The organism is Deefgea rivuli DSM 18356, from assembly GCF_000620145.1.
Lineage (GTDB): Bacteria > Pseudomonadota > Gammaproteobacteria > Burkholderiales > Chitinibacteraceae > Deefgea > Deefgea rivuli.
In genome coordinates this window covers 1-20,026 of sequence record NZ_KK211082.1, presented here as the reverse complement: position 1 = coordinate 20,026, position 20,026 = coordinate 1, and the positions used below count along the sequence as shown (strand labels likewise).

21 protein-coding genes are annotated in these 20,026 nt (G+C 48.4%); 7 read left to right on the top strand and 14 right to left on the bottom strand.

Annotated features, from left to right (window positions below; genetic code table 11):
* The first annotated feature begins 48 nt into the window (after positions 1 to 48).
* The 3 genes from bioA to Q320_RS0112810 all read left to right on the top strand — a co-directional run bounded on the left by bioA (position 49) and on the right by Q320_RS0112810 (position 3,865).
* Positions 49 to 1,368, top strand: coding sequence for an adenosylmethionine--8-amino-7-oxononanoate transaminase (gene bioA / locus Q320_RS0112820; protein ID WP_027469331.1), 1,320 nt, complete (start codon positions 49 to 51; stop codon positions 1,366 to 1,368).
* A 16-nt stretch (positions 1,369 to 1,384) separates the two neighbouring features.
* Positions 1,385 to 2,941, top strand: coding sequence for a cyclic-di-GMP receptor FimW-related protein (locus Q320_RS0112815; protein ID WP_027469330.1), 1,557 nt, complete (start codon positions 1,385 to 1,387; stop codon positions 2,939 to 2,941).
* A gap of 84 nt (positions 2,942 to 3,025) precedes the next feature.
* Positions 3,026 to 3,865: a substrate-binding periplasmic protein gene (locus Q320_RS0112810; protein ID WP_027469329.1), complete on the top strand. Its 840-nt coding sequence runs from the start codon at positions 3,026 to 3,028 to the stop codon at positions 3,863 to 3,865.
* Between the two features lie 38 nt (positions 3,866 to 3,903).
* Here the strand turns inward: Q320_RS0112810 and Q320_RS19800 are convergent, their stop codons facing one another.
* From Q320_RS19800 to dusA, 14 genes are all read right to left on the bottom strand, one after another.
* Complete coding sequence (locus Q320_RS19800) at positions 3,904 to 4,905, bottom strand: tyrosine recombinase XerC (protein WP_211251229.1); 1,002 nt, start codon at positions 4,903 to 4,905, stop codon at positions 3,904 to 3,906.
* Complete coding sequence (locus Q320_RS19795) at positions 4,902 to 5,585, bottom strand: DUF484 family protein (protein ID WP_035853712.1); 684 nt, start codon at positions 5,583 to 5,585, stop codon at positions 4,902 to 4,904. The genes Q320_RS19800 and Q320_RS19795 overlap by 4 nt, the downstream gene beginning before the upstream one ends.
* Positions 5,586 to 5,668: 83 nt before the next feature.
* The gene (dapF, locus tag Q320_RS0112795; protein ID WP_027469328.1) at positions 5,669 to 6,499 is read right to left on the bottom strand and encodes a diaminopimelate epimerase; all 831 of its coding nucleotides are present in this window, start codon (positions 6,497 to 6,499) and stop codon (positions 5,669 to 5,671) included.
* A 233-nt stretch (positions 6,500 to 6,732) separates the two neighbouring features.
* Positions 6,733 to 7,155: a CoA-binding protein gene (locus Q320_RS0112790; RefSeq protein ID WP_027469327.1), complete on the bottom strand. Its 423-nt coding sequence runs from the start codon at positions 7,153 to 7,155 to the stop codon at positions 6,733 to 6,735.
* A gap of 433 nt (positions 7,156 to 7,588) precedes the next feature.
* On the bottom strand, positions 7,589 to 7,951 hold the full coding sequence (locus tag Q320_RS0112785; protein WP_027469326.1) for a DUF3147 family protein: 363 nt from the start codon (positions 7,949 to 7,951) through the stop codon (positions 7,589 to 7,591).
* Positions 7,952 to 7,953: 2 nt separating this feature from the next.
* Positions 7,954 to 8,334 carry a Rid family detoxifying hydrolase gene (locus Q320_RS0112780; protein WP_027469325.1) on the bottom strand — a complete coding sequence of 127 codons (381 nt, stop codon included), beginning with the start codon at positions 8,332 to 8,334 and terminating at the stop codon, positions 7,954 to 7,956.
* Positions 8,335 to 8,375: 41 nt separating this feature from the next.
* A complete protein-coding gene (locus Q320_RS0112775; protein ID WP_027469324.1) occupies positions 8,376 to 8,951 on the bottom strand; it encodes a hypothetical protein in 576 nt (191 codons plus the stop codon).
* 29 nt (positions 8,952 to 8,980) lie between these two features.
* The gene (locus tag Q320_RS19790; RefSeq protein WP_084282646.1) at positions 8,981 to 9,550 is read right to left on the bottom strand and encodes a flavin reductase family protein; all 570 of its coding nucleotides are present in this window, start codon (positions 9,548 to 9,550) and stop codon (positions 8,981 to 8,983) included.
* 392 nt (positions 9,551 to 9,942) lie between these two features.
* Entirely contained in the window at positions 9,943 to 11,115 is a 1,173-nt protein-coding gene (hemW, locus tag Q320_RS0112765; protein WP_027469323.1) for a radical SAM family heme chaperone HemW, read from the bottom strand.
* A gap of 147 nt (positions 11,116 to 11,262) precedes the next feature.
* Entirely contained in the window at positions 11,263 to 11,805 is a 543-nt protein-coding gene (locus Q320_RS0112755) for a hypothetical protein (protein ID WP_027469322.1), read from the bottom strand.
* A gap of 115 nt (positions 11,806 to 11,920) precedes the next feature.
* Complete coding sequence (locus Q320_RS0112750) at positions 11,921 to 12,148, bottom strand: hypothetical protein (protein ID WP_027469321.1); 228 nt, start codon at positions 12,146 to 12,148, stop codon at positions 11,921 to 11,923.
* Positions 12,149 to 12,179: 31 nt separating this feature from the next.
* Complete coding sequence (gene rdgB, locus Q320_RS0112745; RefSeq protein WP_373277226.1) at positions 12,180 to 12,809, bottom strand: RdgB/HAM1 family non-canonical purine NTP pyrophosphatase; 630 nt, start codon at positions 12,807 to 12,809, stop codon at positions 12,180 to 12,182.
* Entirely contained in the window at positions 12,809 to 13,465 is a 657-nt protein-coding gene (locus Q320_RS0112740) for a retropepsin-like aspartic protease family protein (protein ID WP_027469319.1), read from the bottom strand. The genes rdgB and Q320_RS0112740 overlap by 1 nt, the downstream gene beginning before the upstream one ends.
* Positions 13,446 to 14,459: a tRNA dihydrouridine(20/20a) synthase DusA gene (dusA, locus tag Q320_RS0112735; RefSeq protein ID WP_084282679.1), complete on the bottom strand. Its 1,014-nt coding sequence runs from the start codon at positions 14,457 to 14,459 to the stop codon at positions 13,446 to 13,448. The genes Q320_RS0112740 and dusA overlap by 20 nt, the downstream gene beginning before the upstream one ends.
* A gap of 736 nt (positions 14,460 to 15,195) precedes the next feature.
* Between dusA and Q320_RS0112725 the strand changes: the two genes are divergently transcribed.
* The 4 genes from Q320_RS0112725 to Q320_RS19780 all read left to right on the top strand — a co-directional run bounded on the left by Q320_RS0112725 (position 15,196) and on the right by Q320_RS19780 (position 19,753).
* The gene (locus Q320_RS0112725) at positions 15,196 to 15,534 is read left to right on the top strand and encodes a helix-turn-helix transcriptional regulator (protein ID WP_084282644.1); all 339 of its coding nucleotides are present in this window, start codon (positions 15,196 to 15,198) and stop codon (positions 15,532 to 15,534) included.
* Positions 15,534 to 16,784 (top strand): type II toxin-antitoxin system HipA family toxin, encoded by a 1,251-nt coding sequence (locus Q320_RS19785; protein WP_051534723.1) that lies wholly within the window; start codon positions 15,534 to 15,536, stop codon positions 16,782 to 16,784. The genes Q320_RS0112725 and Q320_RS19785 overlap by 1 nt, the downstream gene beginning before the upstream one ends.
* A 1,309-nt stretch (positions 16,785 to 18,093) precedes the next feature.
* Positions 18,094 to 18,360, top strand: a complete 267-nt coding sequence (locus Q320_RS0112700; protein WP_027469313.1) for a site-specific integrase — start codon at positions 18,094 to 18,096, stop codon at positions 18,358 to 18,360.
* Between the two features lie 238 nt (positions 18,361 to 18,598).
* Positions 18,599 to 19,753 (top strand): DUF4062 domain-containing protein, encoded by a 1,155-nt coding sequence (locus tag Q320_RS19780; protein WP_051534722.1) that lies wholly within the window; start codon positions 18,599 to 18,601, stop codon positions 19,751 to 19,753.
* The last annotated feature ends 273 nt before the right edge of the window (positions 19,754 to 20,026 follow it).

Genomic DNA, 20,026 nt, shown 5'->3' with positions numbered 1-20,026 from the left:
GCGCGAAGTTCTGTAAGATAAGCCGATTGTTGCAATGGATAAGAGTTGATGGATCAAGCCTCTCAAAATCAAACGTGGTTAACACGTAGTCTGGCGTCGGTTTGGCATCCGTGTACGCAAATGAAACGCCATGAAACGCTGCCGCTGATTCCCATCGCGCGCGGCGATGGCGTGTGGTTGTACGACATGGATGGCAATCGCTATCTGGATGCGGTATCAAGCTGGTGGGTGAATTTATTTGGCCACAATCAGCCGCGCATCAAAGCGGCGATTTCAGCACAAATGGATCAGCTTGAACACGTGATGCTGGCTGGATTTACGCATCAACCCGTGGTGGAGTTGTCTGAGCAACTGGCAGAATTAACCGGATTAGGTCATGCGTTTTACGGTTCAGACGGCGCTTCGGCGACTGAAATCGCACTGAAAATGGCGGCGCATTATTGGCGCAATTTGGGGCTGCCGGAAAAAAATCGTTTCGTCTATTTGCAAGACAGTTACCACGGCGAAACGATGGGTGCGCTATCGGTCACTGATGTGCCGATTTTCCGCACGGCGTACGCGCCCTTGGTGCGTGAGAACTTTGCAGTGCAAAGCCCAGATTCCCGCCAAGCCAAGGGCGAGCAAACGGCGAAAGACGTCGCGCTGTGGGCGCTGCAAGATTTGGAACGCGTACTGGCCGCGCATCAGCATGAAATTGCTGCGCTGATTGTTGAGCCGCTGGTGCAAGGTGCAGCAGGTATGGCGATGTATGACCCGATCTATCTGGCTCAGGCGCGTATACTCTGCGATCAATATCAAGTTTTGCTGATTGCCGATGAGATTGCGGTGGGCTTTGGCCGCACTGGAACGATGTTTGCTTGCGAGCAGGCAGAGATTAAACCTGATTTAATCTGTCTTTCAAAAGGGATTACTGGGGGGTATTTGCCGCTGGCCGCTGTACTCTGTAGCGAAGCGGTCTATACTGCCTTTTATTCGGATGAAACCGCCAGAGCCTTTTTACATTCTCATTCATATACTGGCAATGCGCTGGCTTGCGCGGCGGCCTTGGCGACCTTGGCCATTTTTAAAGATGACGCGGTGATTGCGGCTAATCGCGAAAAAGCCGTTCGCTTTAGTGCTATTTTTTCGCCTTTAGCGCAGCACCCTCGGGTGAAAAACTGGCGACATTGCGGCATGATTTGGGCATTTGAAATCAGCGATGCACCGCCGCAGTTTGCGACGCAGTGTTTTGTTGAAGCCTTAAAAGAAGGAATTTTGTTGCGCCCCATCGGCAATACGCTCTATTTTATGCCACCCTACAGTCTGACTGATATAGAAGCTCAATTTTTGCTGGCAGGCACGATGAGTGCGCTAAGCAATTGCTGGTAAATACACTGCGAAACCGATGCGATTAACCTTACCCGATCCTGATCCGAATTTAGCCCGTTCGGTTGAAACCAATCCACTGCATTTGCGCGAGTGGCTGATTGGCTTGCCGACCGGAAATGTGATGGAAGCAGGGCGCATGTTGCTCGATGCGCTGTCGACCTTAAACCGCGTGAAATTAGAAGCCGAAGAGCGCGTCAAACTTTTGGACGAGTACCAAAATTCACTTGAGATGCTGACCGGTGCTTTTGAATCGGCTTATGCATCACCCGGTTTACCCATGAAAGAGAGCGCGCGACTTGCCGCGCAATTGGCGCTCAATTTATGGGTCGAAATGACTTTGGGTTGGAAGCAAGCATTGATGGATAAGGTCGATAAGAAATTTTCTTTTTTCACATCGACCAAAATGGTGCCAATTTTACTGCAAGCGGTTGTTTACAGCTTTTGGCGCACTTATCAAGTCTGCACACGTTTGTTTCAGCCTTTGCCGAGTGGGATGTGGGGCGAGATTCATCAGGTGTTCCGTTATGCTGCGGAGAATAAATTTCTTGATGAACGCAAAAGCGACAATCCAAAAGAAAAAGCCTCACGCTCAATTGCGACTGTGTACAAGCAGATGCTCTTATTGGCTTTGGCCGATCCGCAGCGCTTTTCTGGTCCAGAGCTGGATAAAATCTTAGAAATCATCGAAGGCTATGCGTCGTACGCGCATTTTCAGCCCGTGAGTAAACTCAATTCTTCGGCAGGATTTTTCCTGATTGAACTGGAGTTTGATCGCCCGCCGCAGTTTGTTGGCAATCGCTCCTTAGATCATTTACCGGGTCAATCGCTGCTATTTGACACGATTGAACTGGCTAAAAAACTGCATAAAGCCGAAAGCAATGTCGAGTCCAAAGTGCCATTGGCCAATGACAGGCAAAAAGTGCAAATGTGGCTGGAAATTCTGCGCCGCGTGATTCGGCAGTGGAGCATTTCGCCACAGCGCTTGTATCAGCGGATTCCGGCGCAAGCCTCGGTGGAAGTGGTATTGGGCTTGCCGCAGGCGGTATTGCAACTGAATGGCGGTATGCCGCTGATGATGCCGGAGCAGAGCATCGCAGCGGCATTGGATGCATTAACGTCGGCTCAGTCGATTCCTTGGCAAGTGATCAATGAAAGCCCTGGCGGCTATGCGATTCTGGCGCGTGATTTGCCCAGCGAGCAAGCTCGCCCCGGCGAAGTGGTGGCGATTCGTGCGGCAAGCGATGCAGGCTGGATGGTGGCGTCGATTCGCTGGTTACAGCAGCGCTACGATGGTGCGACTGAAATGGGTTTGCAGGTGATGAGCGCCAAAGCGCAGCCCGTGTTATTGCGGCCGATTGGCCTAAACGCCGAACTCGATTTTCTGCCCGCTTTGCTGCTGCCCAGCATTGCAGCACTCAAGCAATCGCAGCGCGCTGTGACTGCCAAAGGACTTTACACCCCGCTGCGCGAATTTACTGTGCTTAATAGCAATGGTGAAGAAAGCAAAATTCGCTGCGCAAAATTGATCGAACAGCAAATGGGCTACGATTTATTTGAGTACACATCAGACTAGCATCGAGCTTCTTCGTGTTTGGGATTCCTTGAGTCAGGCGCTACGCGCAAATTTAAGTGATAGTTGAATCTGTGGAGGCGAATAATGCGAGGACTACTGTTCGTTCTTTTGGTGGCGAGCTTAAATGTTGCGTTTGCCAAAGAAAATATCTTGATCATGGGCTATATCGAGCGTGAAAAAGAGCCATTTATTGCTGAAAGCCCGAGTAATCAAGGGTTTTTCAATGATTTATTTTCACGCGCAGCGCAAAAAATTGGCTTTAAACTCCAAATCGTTCGTTTCCCGAAAAAACGCTTATATGAAGAAATTCACAAAGGTAAGGTTGATTTTACGCCGGGCTCATTTTCATTGGAACGGGCGGATAGTCTTAATTGGTTTCCTTATGGCTTGGTGAGTAAGGAAGTCTGTTTAAGCCGAATTGATTTAGCGACCATTACTGATTTAAATCAGACACCACCACTGCGAGTGATCACTGAACTGGGTAGTAGCAAAGCCAGTATTCATTCTCGCTACCCTGCGCTCACGGCAGAAGTACTCGGCGGCGGCGTTGATGCAAATAAAGCCATCAAAGCGCTAAAAGGACGTCGTGGCGATTTGTTTATTATTGAGCAAGAACCCTTGCAGTTTTATCTACATAAAAATCGCATCGCATCGCTGGATGTGTTGGGTTTGAAACTTCATCCCAATTGTTTACCGCAAGCCAATCCATTACTCGTCGGTTTTTCTCGTTCCTCAGAACATTACGCTGAAATCCCCAATCCAAATTACAACAGCAAGCTCGCGCCATCAGCCAGTAATTTGCCGATGCTGGTAAGCCCCGATTCGCTTGCTGGCCAGTTTGCAAAGGCATTGATGGAATTAAAAACGAGTAATGAAACACAGCGCTTATTGCAGCGCTATATGGATGGCTCGCAAAAACTGTGACGGGAAAATTCTTGGCTTATGGCAAGCTTAGATATTATTTACTTGGGTATTGGTAGGTTGGCTTTGTCCAATAAGGGGTATAGGCCAATACCTTGGTTATTTTTCTTCTCTTTATTGGCGCGCGGATGGAATTCATCGTAAGTCTTTGCTAAATGCTGAAAATCCAAATGCGTATAAACTTGCGTGGTGGCGATGCTGGCGTGGCCGAGGAATTCTTGCACTGCGCGCAAATCGCCAGAAGATTGCAATAAATGCGTCGCGCAGCTATGGCGTAATTTGTGCGGATACAGTGGCTCGGTGATGCCGAGTTTTTCCTGCCATTGCCGCAGCCGCAATTGCACCGCGCGCGTGGTGAGCGGCGTGCCTTTATTGCTCACAAATACCGTTAGCGCATTGGGATGAGCGAGTTGCGGGCGAATCAATAGCCAGCGGCGGATCGATTCGAGCGCCATTTTTCCCACTGGAACGATGCGGGTTTTATTGCCTTTACCAGTGACGGTGGCGAGGCCTTGTCTTAAATCGATTTCGATAAGCTTCAGGCTCACCAGCTCGCTCACGCGTAAACCGGATGAGTAAGCCAATTCAAAAATCGCTTTATCGCGCGCTTCTAGCGATTCACCATCCGGCATATTTTCTAAAAAACCGACCGCCGCATCCAAATTCAGCATGGCAGGCAGCGCTTTGATGATTTTAGGCGCTTTGACGCCTTCCACTGGATTGAGCGGCCAATGAAAATCACGGCACATCAGCCGATAAAAAACGCGCCATGCCGACAGAATGCGGGCAATCGAACGTCCTGATAAACCTTGGCTAGAAAGCTGCCGCACAAAGCCGCGAATTTCCAGCGGATTAAGCAGCGCGAGGTCTTTGTCGCCTGCAGATACAGAAAGGCGTTGCAGATCATGCTGATACGCGGCATGCGTATGCGCGCTAGCGGCTTTTTCGCCATGCAAATAGCGGAAAAAATGCGCGAAGTGCTGCTCCGTTTGTGGATGCATCGGATTTGCTGGCACTTCGGTGCTGGATGACTTGGCTTTCAAACGGTTTCTAGTTCAGCGAGGGGCAGCGTTAACGGCACAACGCGGCGCACCGCTGCCGACACCAAATCCGAAAGTCGTTGCAAATACAGCGTACCCATCTCTGGATAAAAACGCTCTGCATCGGGACTGGCCAGAACCAAAATACCAAACGGCGTGTCGCCAGTGCGCAGTGCAAACTGCGCAAAGGATTTGAGTTCACCGGTTTCGAGTGCAAACCAGTTCAGAATATCGTCGGTCACATACGGGCCGCAGTAGGGCGCTGCTAAGTTATCCGCCAGTTTATGAATGCTTTCATCCACCGCTGAAAACTCACGCAAATTCGATTGCACATCGGGCAACCACAGGCGCAGCGCCATGTGGGGTACGGCGAATTTTTCTTTGAGGTGGTATTCGAGCGTGCCAATAATGCTTGGCAAATCGTTGGCCTGCATTAAGCCCACGGTGAGCTGGTGCAGCATGTCGGAAATTGTGTCGTTTTCGACGCCAAATTGCAGCAGCTCGCCCAAACGCGCTTCAAGCGTGCGATTTTTATCGCGTAAGGTCAGTAATTGTCGCTCCGCCAAAGAAACCGCATGGCCACGATGATTGTGCGGCACATAGATTTCCGCCAAATCATCGGCGAAAACATCAAAAAATTCGGGATTTTGTTTTAACCACAGCACCACTTCATTGGCTTGCATGTTTGAGTTTCCCTGTAATAAGGAGTTGGATTAGCGCAAAACTTTAGCTGAGGTATTACTCTTAAGCCGATGTTTTGCAAGCTCTACACTTCAATACTGCCTTCAAAAACAGTCACAGCCGGGCCTGTCATCATGACCGGGGCATCATGACCTGCCCAAGAAATCGTCAAATCACCACCGCGCGTATGTACCAGTACCGTTGCATCAAGCATGCCACGGCGAATACCAGCGACGACGGCAGCGCAAGCGCCCGTGCCGCAAGCCAGCGTTTCACCCGCTGCGCGCTCAAACACGCGCAAGCGAATTTCACTGCGACCAAGGATTTGCATAAAACCTGCATTTACTTTTTGTGGGAAGCGTTTGTGATTTTCAATCAAAGCGCCGTGCAGCGCTACGGGGGCGGTATCGACTGAATCGACTACTTGAACCGCATGCGGATTGCCCATCGACACCACTGAAATATCATAAACTTGGCCGTCGACAATCAGCGGATCAATAATCGCTTCGTTCGGCGCTTCAAACGGGATCTCGCTCGGATGAAAGCGCGGCGCGCCCATATTCACTGTGACAAGGCCATTGCTTTCAAGGCGCGGATAAATCACGCCTTTGGCGGTTTCCACAGAAATTTCGGTTTTGTCGGTGAGGCCCTGATCGAATACAAAACGCGCAAAACAGCGCGAGCCATTGCCGCATTGCTCCACTTCAGAGCCATCGCAATTAAAAATTCGATAGCGAAAATCGATGCCCGGCGTGTGGCTGGCTTCGACCAGCAAGAGTTGGTCAAAACCAATGCCAAATTGGCGATGGCCGAGCTGGCCTATGGTTTCGCTGCTCAGTGCCACCGTCTGGCGCACGCCATCGATGACCATAAAATCGTTACCAAGGCCGTGCATTTTGCTGAAGTTGAGTTTCATGATTCGATCTAGTTAGAGAAGATGGCCAATTGAAGCAGAGTCAATTAGATAGGTAAAACGATAAATTTGATTGCTTGCCTAGCTTTACTTATGTCATCAGCAAGGCGAATGGACTAGGCTAACGCCTGAGCAAAATCAGGGCAAGCGCCGTCGATAGTGCGTCGATAAAATGCTGCGAAAGCCACGGTTTCTGGCGATTGTTTGCGTTTTGCATCGCGTATTGTTGCTGCGGATTAGTCGTTGAACAAGCGACCGTATTCCACCATCAAGCAGCGATCCATCACAATCGGAATGCCTGCTACTTGAGCGCGCTCAGCAGCGGCTTCGTCGCTAATTCCCAATTGCAGCCAAATAAACTTCGCACCACGGGCAATGGCCTGATCGACCACTGCGCCGGCTTCTTCGCTGCGGCGGAATACATTCACCAGATCAATCTCACCCGGTACGCTGGCCAAATCTGCATAGACCTTCTCACCCAAAATCTCAGCCTGCGGTTTGGGCGTGACCGGTATGATTTTAAATCCCCACTGTTGCATCAACTTGCTGACGCCATGGCTGGCGCGATTGGGCTTATCAGATAAACCGACTACGGCGATACGATGGGTCGCTTCAAGCATGCTTTTGATTTCAGCATCTGATGGATTTTGAAAAGTCATTGTCTATCCTTTGGGTATTACCTGCGAGGACTTATATTTCAATGCTTGGAGGTAAATACATCGCCATTAAAATGCGTATTGAAATTCGGTATGGATCAGCATCTCGCTTAAATGAAGGCATCAATTTTCTACTCAGCATGGTCGCGCTCGTGCCGCGCGGCACTCACTTTCTTTGCTTCGCCAAAGAAAGTAAGCAAAGAAAGGCGACCCTAGTATCTGCGTCCGGCTGCGCCGGATTCCCTCGCTGCGGACAATCGGGTCGGTTGCGCTCAAAACTCGTTCGGCCTCAAAGGCAAAAACGTCGGCCTCGCTCAAACATTGATCGCAAAAACCCCGACCCGCTTGTTCCTCGCTCGGCTTGATACAAGGGATTTTAAGCCCCAGATCAATCATCGCGGCACACTATCAACACCAAATCTGTGCATTATCCAATTTACAGCAACTGAATCTGAAAAAATCGGCTTAATACTTGGGCATAAATAAAAAACAACGCAACCGTTCCCAATGTTGAAATCCCCAGCGCAGGCCAAAAGCCAAAGCGGGCAAGTAGCAGTGGGAAAGTTAAAAACATCGGCAAAGTCGGCAGCACATACCAAAACGTATACCACGCATGCGCAGCAATTTTGTCTTGCGGCTGTTTTTCGACGTAGAGCCAAATTAGCGTCAAACAGGTAACCAGCGGCAAGGCGGCGAGCAGGCCGCCGATTCGCTCGTAGCGGCTGGCGATCTCAGAAATCCCGACCACCAGCGCCGCAGTGATCAGGTATTTGGCAATCAAATAGCCGCTGATATTCATACTTAGGCCAGCACCATCACCGCATCGGCTTCAACAATCGCGCCTTTGGGCAAGGCGGCGGCTTGTACTGCGGCGCGCGCAGGGAAGGGCGCGGTGAAGTATTCGCCCATGATTTCGTTCAATTTGGCAAAGTTAGCCAAATCCACGACGAATACGCCGAGTTTTACGATGTCAGATAAATCGCCGCCCGCCGCTTGGCACACCGCACGCAAGTTTTGGAACACTTGATGCGTTTGCGCTTCAAAACCTTCGACCAACACATTCGTCACTGGGTCAAGACCAATTTGGCCGGATAAATACACGGTATTGCCGACTTTAATCGCTTGCGAGTAGGTACCAACGGCTTTTGGTGCATTGTCTGAATGGATGATTTCTTTGCTCATGAATTTAGTCCTCTGAATGAAATGCAGGATAACCGCGTGAATTATTTAAAGAATGATTTGGTGTCGTCGAAAAATTTATTGGCAATTTCAAGAGCGAGGTCTTTTTCATCTTTACCATTAGTTAAGCCTTTCTTTTTTGCGTATTCGTTATTCCAGTAAACGCCACTTGAAATTAGTACCTTACCTGAATATATTTTTTCGCTTGTATTCGCATCAGTGATAAAAAAATTAGTATCTGTGCTAGTCGCACACCAAAGTATCTGGCACATGACCTCAAGCGTTGTCGGCGTCTTAAGAGTAAAGACCAAGTCAGCTTGATTTTTATTATTAGTAACGATGATATCGTTAGCTTGATATATTGAACTCAATTTCTCAGGTATTTCAAATTTCACTCTGTGCATGAATCCAGCATTACTTTGTCTTAGTGATTCGCGTGTAAAATTATCATCGCTTGATTTGTTTTTTGTGATTTTTAATTTGCTTGATTCCGCTGTATTAGTTTCAATATAAATGCTGCTGTATTTCTTTTGCGGTTGAGTTTTCTTTACTTGGCTCATTTGTCCTGCACAGGCAGACAGAAGCAGGATTAATGAAATAGATGATATTTTTTTTAACATAATTAGCTTTTCTGAGTTTGAATTCTAATTTAAGGGCGTTTCATCGCATTAATCGAATACGGCTCTGGATGAACATGGCCGTTGTGCATCAGATCATCAGCGGCGAAGATATGCACGATTTCGACCAAAATCAGGTCGGCGACGATGGGATTGCCGACTTCGATATTTTGCAATAAACGGCCTTCCAGTGCGACGGCACAGTTTTGGATGCGCGGGGTTTTCACCGCTTGCGATGCGCAGAACAGCAGGCCGAGCGCATCGATTTGCGCGTCGCTCGGTGGCGTGCCCGAACCCGTGGCGTGCACGGCGGGTGCGTGATCGTGCGACGGAATATGAATCACGCAATCGCCACCATTGAGTAGATTGAGCGCCGTATCTTTTTGCTCGCAGCTGCCGTCGTTGCTTTGTCGCCGATTGACGCTCAGCGACACAATCAGCGGGTCGCTGGACACAATATTAAAGTAAGAAAACGGCGCAATATTGATCTTGCCGAGCAGGTCGACGCTGCTCACCCAAGCAATCGGGCGCGGCACGACGCAATCGGTGATCAGGGTGTATTTTTCACTTGCGGTGAGCGCAGAGACAGGCCATTCCATCATTTAATCCAGTAGGTATATGGCTGTAGCCATTATTTATTGATACTTATATTTGTATACCCTTAAATAAAGGGTTTTATTCAGAGTACGTGTTGATGGTTTTAAGTGCCTACGGCACAGTGTTTTACAGTCGCAATCCGCGACGAGGACTTCTTTCTTTGCTTCGCCAAAGAAAGAAGCAAAGAAAGGCGACCCGGGCGCACATCGGTCCCCGATGCCCTCGGTCAGTCGTGAGCCAAACGATAAAACTGTTCGTCTCTCTCCTTCACTCGGTGTGCTTGGACGGGATTTTTAAGCCCCAGCCCAACCATCGTGGCACGGCATCAACATCGAATCTGAAATTGCTATTTTTTCGTGCTTTTTTGACTTTATTTCGTGTTTTTCGTGATCTATTTTTATTCCGGCAAAAACCGTTCCATCAATACATTCAAAAAGCGCTGGCCTTTCAGCGTGGGTTTGACGTGATGCAAATCACGCTCTAGCAAGCCTTCACTACAGGCGCGCTCGATTTCGTGGATGATTTTGGTCATTGGCAGGCCAGTGCGCTCGGTAAATAGTGCAATTGGAAAGCCCTCAGTCAAGCGCAGTGTATTGAGCATAAATTCAAACGGCAAGGCTGATTTTTCGATAATTTCTTCAGTCTGAATCGCCGAACCTGCTGTCATTTTTGTTAAATATTCGCTGGGCTGTTTAAAGCGCGCTTGGCGAATGATTTTATCGTGAAAACTGATTTTGCCATGCGCGCCAGCGCCGATGCCGAGGTAATCACCAAAGCGCCAATAGTTTAAATTGTGTTGGCTGCGTTTATTGGGTTTAGCAAATGCACTGGTTTCATAATGCTCAAACCCCGCTGCGGCGAGTTTGGCTTCTATCATTTCCTGCATATCAGCGGCGAGATCATCATCGGGCAGCGCAGGCGGGTAGCGGTGAAATAGCGTATTGGGTTCTAGCGTTAAATGATAGGCCGATAGATGCGTCGAGCCACAGGCAATGGCCTGATCGATGTCAGCTTCGGCCTGCGCCAGCGTTTGCTTAGGCAGCGCATACATCAGATCGAGATTGTAATTATCAAAATGTTTCGCGGCGATTTCAATTGCGCGCAGCGCTTCATCGCGGTTATGAATTCGCCCGAGCGCAGTTAAATGCTCGGCATTAAAGCTTTGAATGCCGATTGATAGCCGATTAATCCCAGCGGCTTTGTAACCAGCAAATTTTTCAATTTCAAACGTGCCTGGATTGGCTTCCAGCGTGATTTCGGCATCGGGATTGAGCTTAATCCGCGCACGAATACCATCAAGCAATCGATCCATACTGGCCGCTGAAAACAGGCTCGGCGTGCCGCCGCCCATGAAAATGCTACTGACCGAACGGCCCCAAACTTGCGGCAAGTTGCTTTCTAAATCGGCGATTAGCGCATCGATGTAGCGATCTTCGGGGATGCCTTCTTTGACCGCGTGCGAATTAAAATCGCAATACGGGCATTTGCGTACGCACCACGGAAAGTGAATATACAGTGCGAGTGGCGGCAGGGCGGTGAGGCCTGATTGCGAGAAGGAAACAGTTTGCATGGTGTCGCTAAAAAAGTTCAAGAGCCCGGTGCAGCGCTTAAACCCAAATTTTTCAGTAGCTAGGCCACGGAAAAAGATAGGTTCAGAGGCTGGCAGGCTCTTGCGGGCAGAGAAATTAACTAAAAGTTAAGGCAGCAGATGAAGTATTTATTTCTTCTTCGCTGGTTTTTCAGTTGGGGTTTTATTCGCAAAATCGAGCATTTCTTTCAGCGTTGCATAATCAGGTTTGCCTTGTTTGATATCCATTTCACCGCCATCAAGGTAGGTGAAATATTTCTCGCAAGCTAATTCTTGACCATCTTTGTCGACCAGTGTTTTGATAATGGTATTCGCATTTTCATTATTCACTTTGACTAGATTTTCTTTGAATTTTTTAAGCTCTTCTTCACTTGCAGTTTCTTGAACCGATTCAATCAAAGCGGTGACATAGCCATAATGCATTTTTAAAAATGCTTTATTGCGAGTTTGCCAATCAGACGTCGATGTTTTAATTTTTTCGCGATTACTATTATTGGCGCAGAGATTAACCATTTTTTGCATTGTCACAATGCTGGTGCTCAGATTGCCTGCGGCTTGATTGCGCGCTTTGGTGAAGGGCGAGTTGCTCGTTGTTTTGGCTTCGGCTTTCGGTGCCGCATAGCTGCTGATTGGGAGTATCAGGGCAAGTGCAATCAGACTGTGTTTTAACATGGCTTTTACTCTAAAAAAGTGGAGTGAATTAGGGGTGAGTGCTGCGGTGTGCGTGATGTTATTACAGTAGATCAGGTCTTGGTACAAAAGTTCTATCGCTAAATCCTTAGTGTGACTAGCGATTTTGCGAGTAGGGATTATGTAGGCGATGCATCATTTGCATGAGCACGTCGCGCATTTGCGTCTCGGAGACTTCCATCAGCAGGCCGTCTTCAAACAGGTCTTGTGCCATTTGCATTAATTCATCGAGGTTTTCATTCATCACTTTGACTTTCTCGGTGCAGGATACCACCGAGCCATCATCGCGCACCCAACGTGCCCAGCGGCTTTCATCTTGACTCATGCTGTGTATCCTTGTGCTTGTGTAAATTGCATCACAAGCCGGTTTCCTTGAGCTGTGTAATTAATTTTTGTAGTGCTTTCGCGCGGTGCGAAATGCTCGCTTTTTCTATCGCACTCAGTTGCGCGACGGTTTTGCCCAAATCAGCGCGCCAAAATAGCGGATCGTAACCAAAACCACCGTCGCCCTGCGGTATTTGAATAATCTCACCCGTGCACACGCCATCGGCGATCAAAGGCTGCGGATCATTGACTGAGCGCACCAACACTAAAGCGGCATAGTACCAAGCGCGTCTATCGGTTTGATCCTGCATTTCGACAAGTAATTTTTCATTATTGCGCGCATCTGATTTGGGTTCCCCCGCGAAGCGCGCCGACAGCACGCCGGGCGCGCCGCCCAGTGCATGCACACAAAGGCCAGAATCATCGGCCAAGGCAGGCAGCCCAGTGAACTCAGCCGCATGGCGGGCTTTGGCGAGTGCGTTCTCAACAAAGGTGGCAAATGGCTCGGGGCACTCGGGGACGCCGAGTTCGCCTTGTGGAATGACTTCAAAATCAAATGGCGCCAGCAGGTGATTAAATTCTTTCACTTTGCCCGCATTATTGCTGGCCAGCACAATACGCTGCTTGGTCATCTTCTCCACCGTCGCTGCCGTCGTCACCATCAGTAAGCCTTTTTACTTAAAATCATCAAATCCTGTTCGCGCTTCATTTGAAAGCGGTTCAGCGTACTCATGCCGATTAGTACCGGTCCTGCCTCGTTACTGTCGCGCACGCTCAGGTCAATATTATACAGCGTAACGGTACCGAGTCTGAGCTGTGGCACTTTAACTAGCCATGCTTTGATCGTGCCATTGGCCGTTTGTGATCGTCCCTGTATGCCACTGCGGTAGTCGATGTTGAGTGCATCTGCGGTTTTGCTCGACATCGATAAATGCGTCGCGCCAGTATCAATCACGCCGCGCTGAGTTTGCCCATTAATCGACACATCGGCCAAATAATGCCCACCATAGCTAGGCGACAACACCAAGCTGCTATCGCCATCGCTTTGTGTTTGGATCGATGCCACATAGCCTTCGCCCAAGCCAAGACGACGCTGCCGACCATTACTGGTCTCAATCACCGCCGAATCAGCGGCAATCGAAATAATCTTCGCATCGCCCACTTGCTGGCCGATTTGCAGCGATTTTTTCTGCCCATTCACTTGAAACACCGCCTTGCTGCCCATCGTGGCGAGCAAAGTGATTTCTTCGGCGAAACTACTGACACTCAAACACAGACTAATTGCAGCGAGCGCTAATTTAGGTCGAATGGGCTTCATGGTGTTGTTCCTGACGAGATTCGACAATATTAAGCGCTTCTTCAATCAAGCGCCAATCGGCGTTCTTCAGCAGTGCCGCATCCGACAACATCCGTCGCCAATGCCGCGCGCCAGGCACGCCTTGATACAGCCCCAAAATATGCCGCGCCACATAGCGAATCGGCGTACCGGAACTCAGTTCGCTTTCAACAAAGCTACGCAGATTGTCCATCGCTTGGCGGCGAGTTTTTTCAATTTGCTCAGTGCCATAAATCGCCGCATCGACCTCGTTTAAAATCCACGGATTATGATAAGCCTCGCGCCCCAGCATCACGCCATCGACGTGCTGCAGATGAATTTGGCTGTCCGCCAGCGTCGTAATCCCGCCATTGATAATGATCTCTAGCTGCGGAAAATCACGCTTTAATTGGTAAGCGTAATCGTATTTCAGCGGCGGAATATCGCGGTTTTCTTTCGGGCTTAAGCCCTTCAAAATCGCATTGCGCGCATGCACAATAAACGTATTGCAACCGGCTTCAGCCACCACGCCGACAAAATCACGCACAAAGCTGTAATCTTCCATCTTATCAATACCGATGCGGTGCTTCACCGTCACATCAATATCGCAAGCATCCCGCATCGCCTTCACGCCCTCGGCGACCAAGCTCGGCTCCAGCATCAAACACGCACCAAACGAGCCCGATTGCACGCGCTCGCTCGGGCAACCGACGTTCAAATTCACCTCGTTATAACCCCATTCCTCAGCGATTTTGGCGCACTTAGCCAAATCGGCAGGCTCGGAGCCGCCTAATTGCAAAGCCAGCGGATTTTCTGCCGGATCAAAGCGCAAATGACGCATTTTATCGCCATGGATAATTGCACCCGTATTGACCATCTCGGTATACAGCCAAGTATGTTGGCTTAATTCTCGCGCAAATCGGCGGTAATAGCGGTCGGTCCAATCCAGCATCGGGGCGATGCAAAAGCGGCGGGAAGGGGTGTTTGGGGTCGACATGGCAGTATTGATTTCGGACATTACAGTATTGATTTCATCGTGGTGTAGGGGCTAGCCCTGAATCGGCCTCATTTTACGCGTTTGGCAGCAGGCTGGCTTGTTTTAGTCGACTGGAGGGGGCGGGGGAGGTGTGATGAGGTTGGTGATGGATTTGCTGAGTTTATAGTGATGATGGGTATCTTCTTGTAGGGCTTGATAATTAATTTATAGCGGCATATACCCTTGGTATTTTATGATTGAAAAACCTCGTAGGAGCGGGCTTGCCTGCGAAGGTTCTGTGAATATTGCGTAGGGTGCACTGAGCGAAGCGAATTACACCGGATTAAACCCGTTTTAAGATTTGCTTTGATTCAAACCGCCGCGCACTTTTATGAACTGAGCCGCGCTCATGCCGCGCGGCGCTTACCTTTAGCTTCGTAGAAACTTTGTTTTCTTGAGCGGCCAAGATGGGTAAAAAGAAGGCCGCCCTTGTATCTGTGTCCGACTTTGTCGGACAGCCGAGTCAGTTTGAGCGGCAGGCAAAGCCGAAGCTCTCGGCTTACGAAAGCTGCGAGCTTTGGCGCAATCAAGTGATGGGCTGGCAGGCGTGGTGGGGGAGCCAAAACGCAGAACCTTTGTGAGCGTTTTTCTTGGCTGAGAATCAGGAATGATACGTTTTTTAGTCCGTAGGATTTAAACGCTACAGATAGTAATACGTACTATAATAGTTTTTATTGATCTTAATGACTGCTATAGCATGAGTAGAAAACTTCTTCCTGTTGATGATGTGGGTCAGCAAGCCCTAGCCGAACTGGGTAATCGGCTAAGGACGCTGCGTATTATGCGTAGCGATACGATGGCGCAAATGGCGCAGCGGCTCCAGTGTTCTTTGTCCACGTACTCTGCGCTGGAAAAGGGCGAAGCAACGACTCAAGTCGGGCTGTTGGTGAATGCGTTGAGTATTCTGGGGGTCTTGGATAGCTTATCCGCCGTTGCACCCGTGCCAGTAGAGTCGCTCATCAATTCCGAAGTCATGCGCAAACGAGTACGCAAGGTGAATCCAACGCTGCCTACGGATGAGGAGATTGATTTCTGATGGAAGCTTCTCGTCTTTACAGTCTGCTATTGGGGCTCTATTTGCCTGAGGCTACTCAGCCGACGCCTGCTGCTTTGCTGAAAGTAGAGCGGCAAGGCGTTGTTGAAAGTGGCACGCTCAGCTATGGGCGGCAATATCAGCAAAATCACAATTTTCGATTTCACCCCGATCCTGCTTTGTCTCAGGCGATTAATCATTTGCCAGCCAAAAGGATACGCGATGGCGGCGCATTGCCTCCTTATCTAAAAGATTCACTGCCTGATGCCTGGGGGCGATTGGTTTTGGCTGCTGCCAATCAGGGTGCAGCCCTGGATGACTACGCGATGTTGTCTTGTACTAATCAGCATCGCATCGGTGCCTTGGTGGTTATCCATGATGAACCGCAATCGTTGGTTGAAGCGCCTCAATTGTCATTGGCTGCACTGTATGAAATGGCGATGGCTATTCAATATGGCCTTGATGTGCCTTTGGATATTCGTCGTTTGCTGACGCAAGGTGGCTCGTTGGGTGGGGCTAGACCCAAAGCCAGCATCACTGATCAAGGCGCGCTATGGCTGGCTAAGTTCCCGCTGCGAGAAGACCCTTTCAATATTGAATTGGCAGAAGCCGGCGCAATGGCACTGGCGCAAATATGCAACATCCAAACCGTTGAGTTTCGCTGCGTTGAAATTAATCACAGCACAATTTTCATGATTAAAAGGTTTGACCGCGTAACGAATCCTGAGGGTGAGCAACGCATCCATTTCTTATCAGCAGCTGGTTTGCTGAATGTGGCCTATGAATCAGGCCTAGGCAGTTATGTCGAATTGGCTCAAGCCTTAACGCGCTTCGGTGCTAATCCAAAGCAAGATTGCCAAGAATTGTTTCGGCGAATGGTGTTCAATATTTTGATCGATAACACGGATGATCATATTAAAAATCATGGTTTTTTACATGTTGGTGACAATAAATACCGGCTAGCACCTGCGTATGATGTCCACCCACAGGGTACGCATCTGCAATATATGGGCATGCCATTGGTGAATGATAATGCTTCCCCTAGCCTGGAGCAGTTGCTCGCGGAGGCGCATCATTTTCACTATCAGAGTGAAGAAGCTAGAAATGTTGTACGTGAGCTGATTGCAACGGTGAATCAGGAATGGCGAGAAAAATTTATTAATGCAGGTATGAGCGACGCAGATATGCGGTATTTAGCGGCGCATCTAGATCCACTTCATGCCCGGTGGAAGGCGATGGATCAAGCGATATAGGCTTTATTAATTAAATGATAGCGGCGTATACCCTTAATCTGTTCTGCCTCAGAAACCCTCGTGGCAGCGGGCTTGCCCGCGAAGGCTTTGCGAAGATTGCGTAGGATGCACTGAGCGAAGCGAATTGCACCGTTTCGCTCGTCATGAAATTTAGCGATAGATTGAATCTGATGTGATTTTTTAATGCGGGATCGGCGCTAATGCCGCGCGGCACCTACTTTTCTTTGCTTCGCCAAAGATAAAGTAGGCAAAAGAAAGGCGACCCTAGTATCTGCGTCCGGCTACGCCGGATGAGCTCTGCATCCCGCGTCGCTAAGCGGCGAAAAAATCATCCCCGCTAAGCTTTGGCGTCACCTCGCTGCGGACAATCGGGTCGGTTGCGCTCAAAACTCGGTCGGCCTCAAAAGCAAAATCATCGGCCGCCCTCAAACATTGATCGCAAAAATCCCGACCCGCTTGTTCCTCGCTCAGTTTGACACAAGGGATCTCGCGCAGCTCAACGAGGTTTGCAATTAAGTCGATGTATTGCCAGCTAAGCATTGTAGATAAAGGGCTGTAATCAAATACGTCAGTGTCGTAGGGTGTAAAAAGCTACGCGAATTGCACCGTTTCGCTCAAGAGTTGGTCATTTGCAGCACTTTTAGCCTTCGACAAAATTTCGATTGCGTAGGTCAAATGCGCTAAAAACCTTATCGAAACTGCTGAAGCGAGCGATTGATACTGCAAGATGTTTTTACGCTGAGTCGCGCTAATGCCGCGCGGCACTGACTTTTCTTGAACGGCCAAGAAAAGTAAGCAAAAGAAGGCCGCCCTAGTATCTGCGTCCGACTTCGTCGGATGCGCTCTGCATCCCGCGTCGCTAAGCGGCGAAAAAATCATCCCCGCTAAGCTTTGGCGTCACCTCGCTGCGGACAATCGAGGCGGTTGCGCTCAAAACTCGGTTGGCCTCAAAAGCAAAGTCATCGGCCGCCCTCAAACATTGATCGCAAAAACCCCGCCCCGCTTGTTCCTCGCTCGGCTTGACACAAGGGATCTCGCGCATCTCAACGAGGTTTGTCATTAAGTGGATGTATTGCCAGCTAGGCTTTATAGATAAAGGGCTGCAATCAAATACATCAAACCGTAGGGCGACAATGAGCGAAGCGAATTGCGCCGAACCAACGTGGAGCAGCCACCGCAGACGATTCAATTCACGCATTGTGCAATTTAGATAAAAGATAGGTGCAATTTACGCAAAAGCCGGTGCAATTCGCTAAAGCTCATTGCCCCCTACGATAGCATCGGATTCGGAACGATTGCGGCTTACGAGTTGATCCGCGATCGCAAAGACCCACAAGAAAAGCTTGGCAATAATCAAACAGTTCCCTTATTGGGTGAGTCATTTGCGATTATTCAGGCGCAGCCTAGAGCTGACGCGAGAATATTCCCTTATCATGGCGATATTGTAAGGGCACGTTTTGAGCGGCTGTGTGTGTTGGCAGGGATTACCGACCTAACTTTTCACGATCTGCGCCATCAAGGCATTAGTGGCTTGTTTGAAGGGCAGCTAGATTCAAGAAGTGGCCTTCGTATCTAGGCATAAGAGCTGGAAAAACTTGGCAAGGTATACGCAGCTAAGGGCGGCGGATTTACATCGGGATATTGTTTCTGAAAAAACTATGTCGGATATTTTGGCTCGGACCGATAGAAGATGATTTCTTAAAAAAATTATGGAATTTGGTAATGACAGATATCTAAAAATTTATTTTTAGTAGATTTTGTCCCATGTTTAGCGTTCATATTTAGTAGTACACCTCAGTATTAAGGATAAATAAATGGCAAAATTGAAAGTATTCGTTTCTTCTACTTGTTATGACCTCAGCACAGTTAGATCTCAAGTAAGGGGTTACATAAAACTACTGGGCCATGATCCTGTAATGAGTGATTATATGGAAGTCCTTTATGACCCGAGAGAACATACTCATAAAAGTTGTGTACAAGAAATATCAGGTTGCGACGTTGCTATTTTAATTATTGGCTCAAGATTTGGCGGTAAAGGTGTTCCTGCTGCTTTCAATGATATTGATTTTTTAGGTCTTGAAGGGAAAAGTGCAAGTCCTGCCATTTTACAAAGTCAGGATAAGCTTTCTGTAACACAGTTGGAAATATGTAAAGCAATATCAGATGGCATCCCAGTATTTACATTTGTAGATGACAGGGTAATGCACGATCACTTAGTTTATGAGGCTAATAAAGCTAGTGACGCAATTGATAAAATTAAATTTCCATCAATTGAGAAGCCAGAAACAGCAAAATTTATATTTGAGTTTATTAACTTTCTCAGGCACAGAACTGAGGGGAATAGTGTTAATGCATTCTCTAAAGTTGAAGATATTAATGATTACTTAAGTACCCAATGGTCATCGTTATTTCAACGCTTACTTCATGAGCAGAGAAATATAGAATCTGAAAGTAAGAAAATTGACTATTTTGCAAGTCAAATAGCAGATTTAAAGGCTGCGGTAATGAGTTCTATTCAAACGCCTGATTTGCGCCAAACAGCTAGTGGTGCGATAAGATTTAGACGCGTGATTGATTTTCTAAATTCGATTCGATTTATAGATTTGCACCAAATGATCTTATCAGGTAGTAGCTGGGAAGAACTTTTAATTGCTGCTGATATCGTTGAGATTAAAGAGGTTATAACGAAGCAGGGTCTTAGAGGAACAGCCTTAATTCTAATCTTATCTGATCGCACCTTTTACGAGGCCAGATTTTCATATTCAACATATCAAGATTTTATGGCGGAATGGTCATCATTTATTGAATTAAGCCGAGAGTCTCGAAGTGCAATTTTCGAAGCTGTTACAGAAAGTTCGTCTAGAGGACCTATGTATGCCCGAAAATCTATGAGAACGTTCGAAGAAGCTTATGGAAGTGACAATTTAGAAGTTTCCACTGATAGGGCTGATGACGAAGAGTTTGCATAACGCTATTTAGGTAATGGGTAAGCCTTGTAGGCCGGGTTAGTTTTATCAACCCGCGCTGATTGCAATTTGTGACGCTGGAATCAGATTGGCGGGTTACGCCTTCGGCTAACCCGCCCTACGGCATTGATGTATTTGATTGCAGCCCTTTATCTACAATGCCTAACTGGCAATATATCGATAAAAGAACAAAAATCGTTGAGCTGCGTGAGATCCCTTGTGTCAAGCCGAGCGAGGAACAAACGGGGCGGGGTTTTTGCGATCAATGTTTGAGGG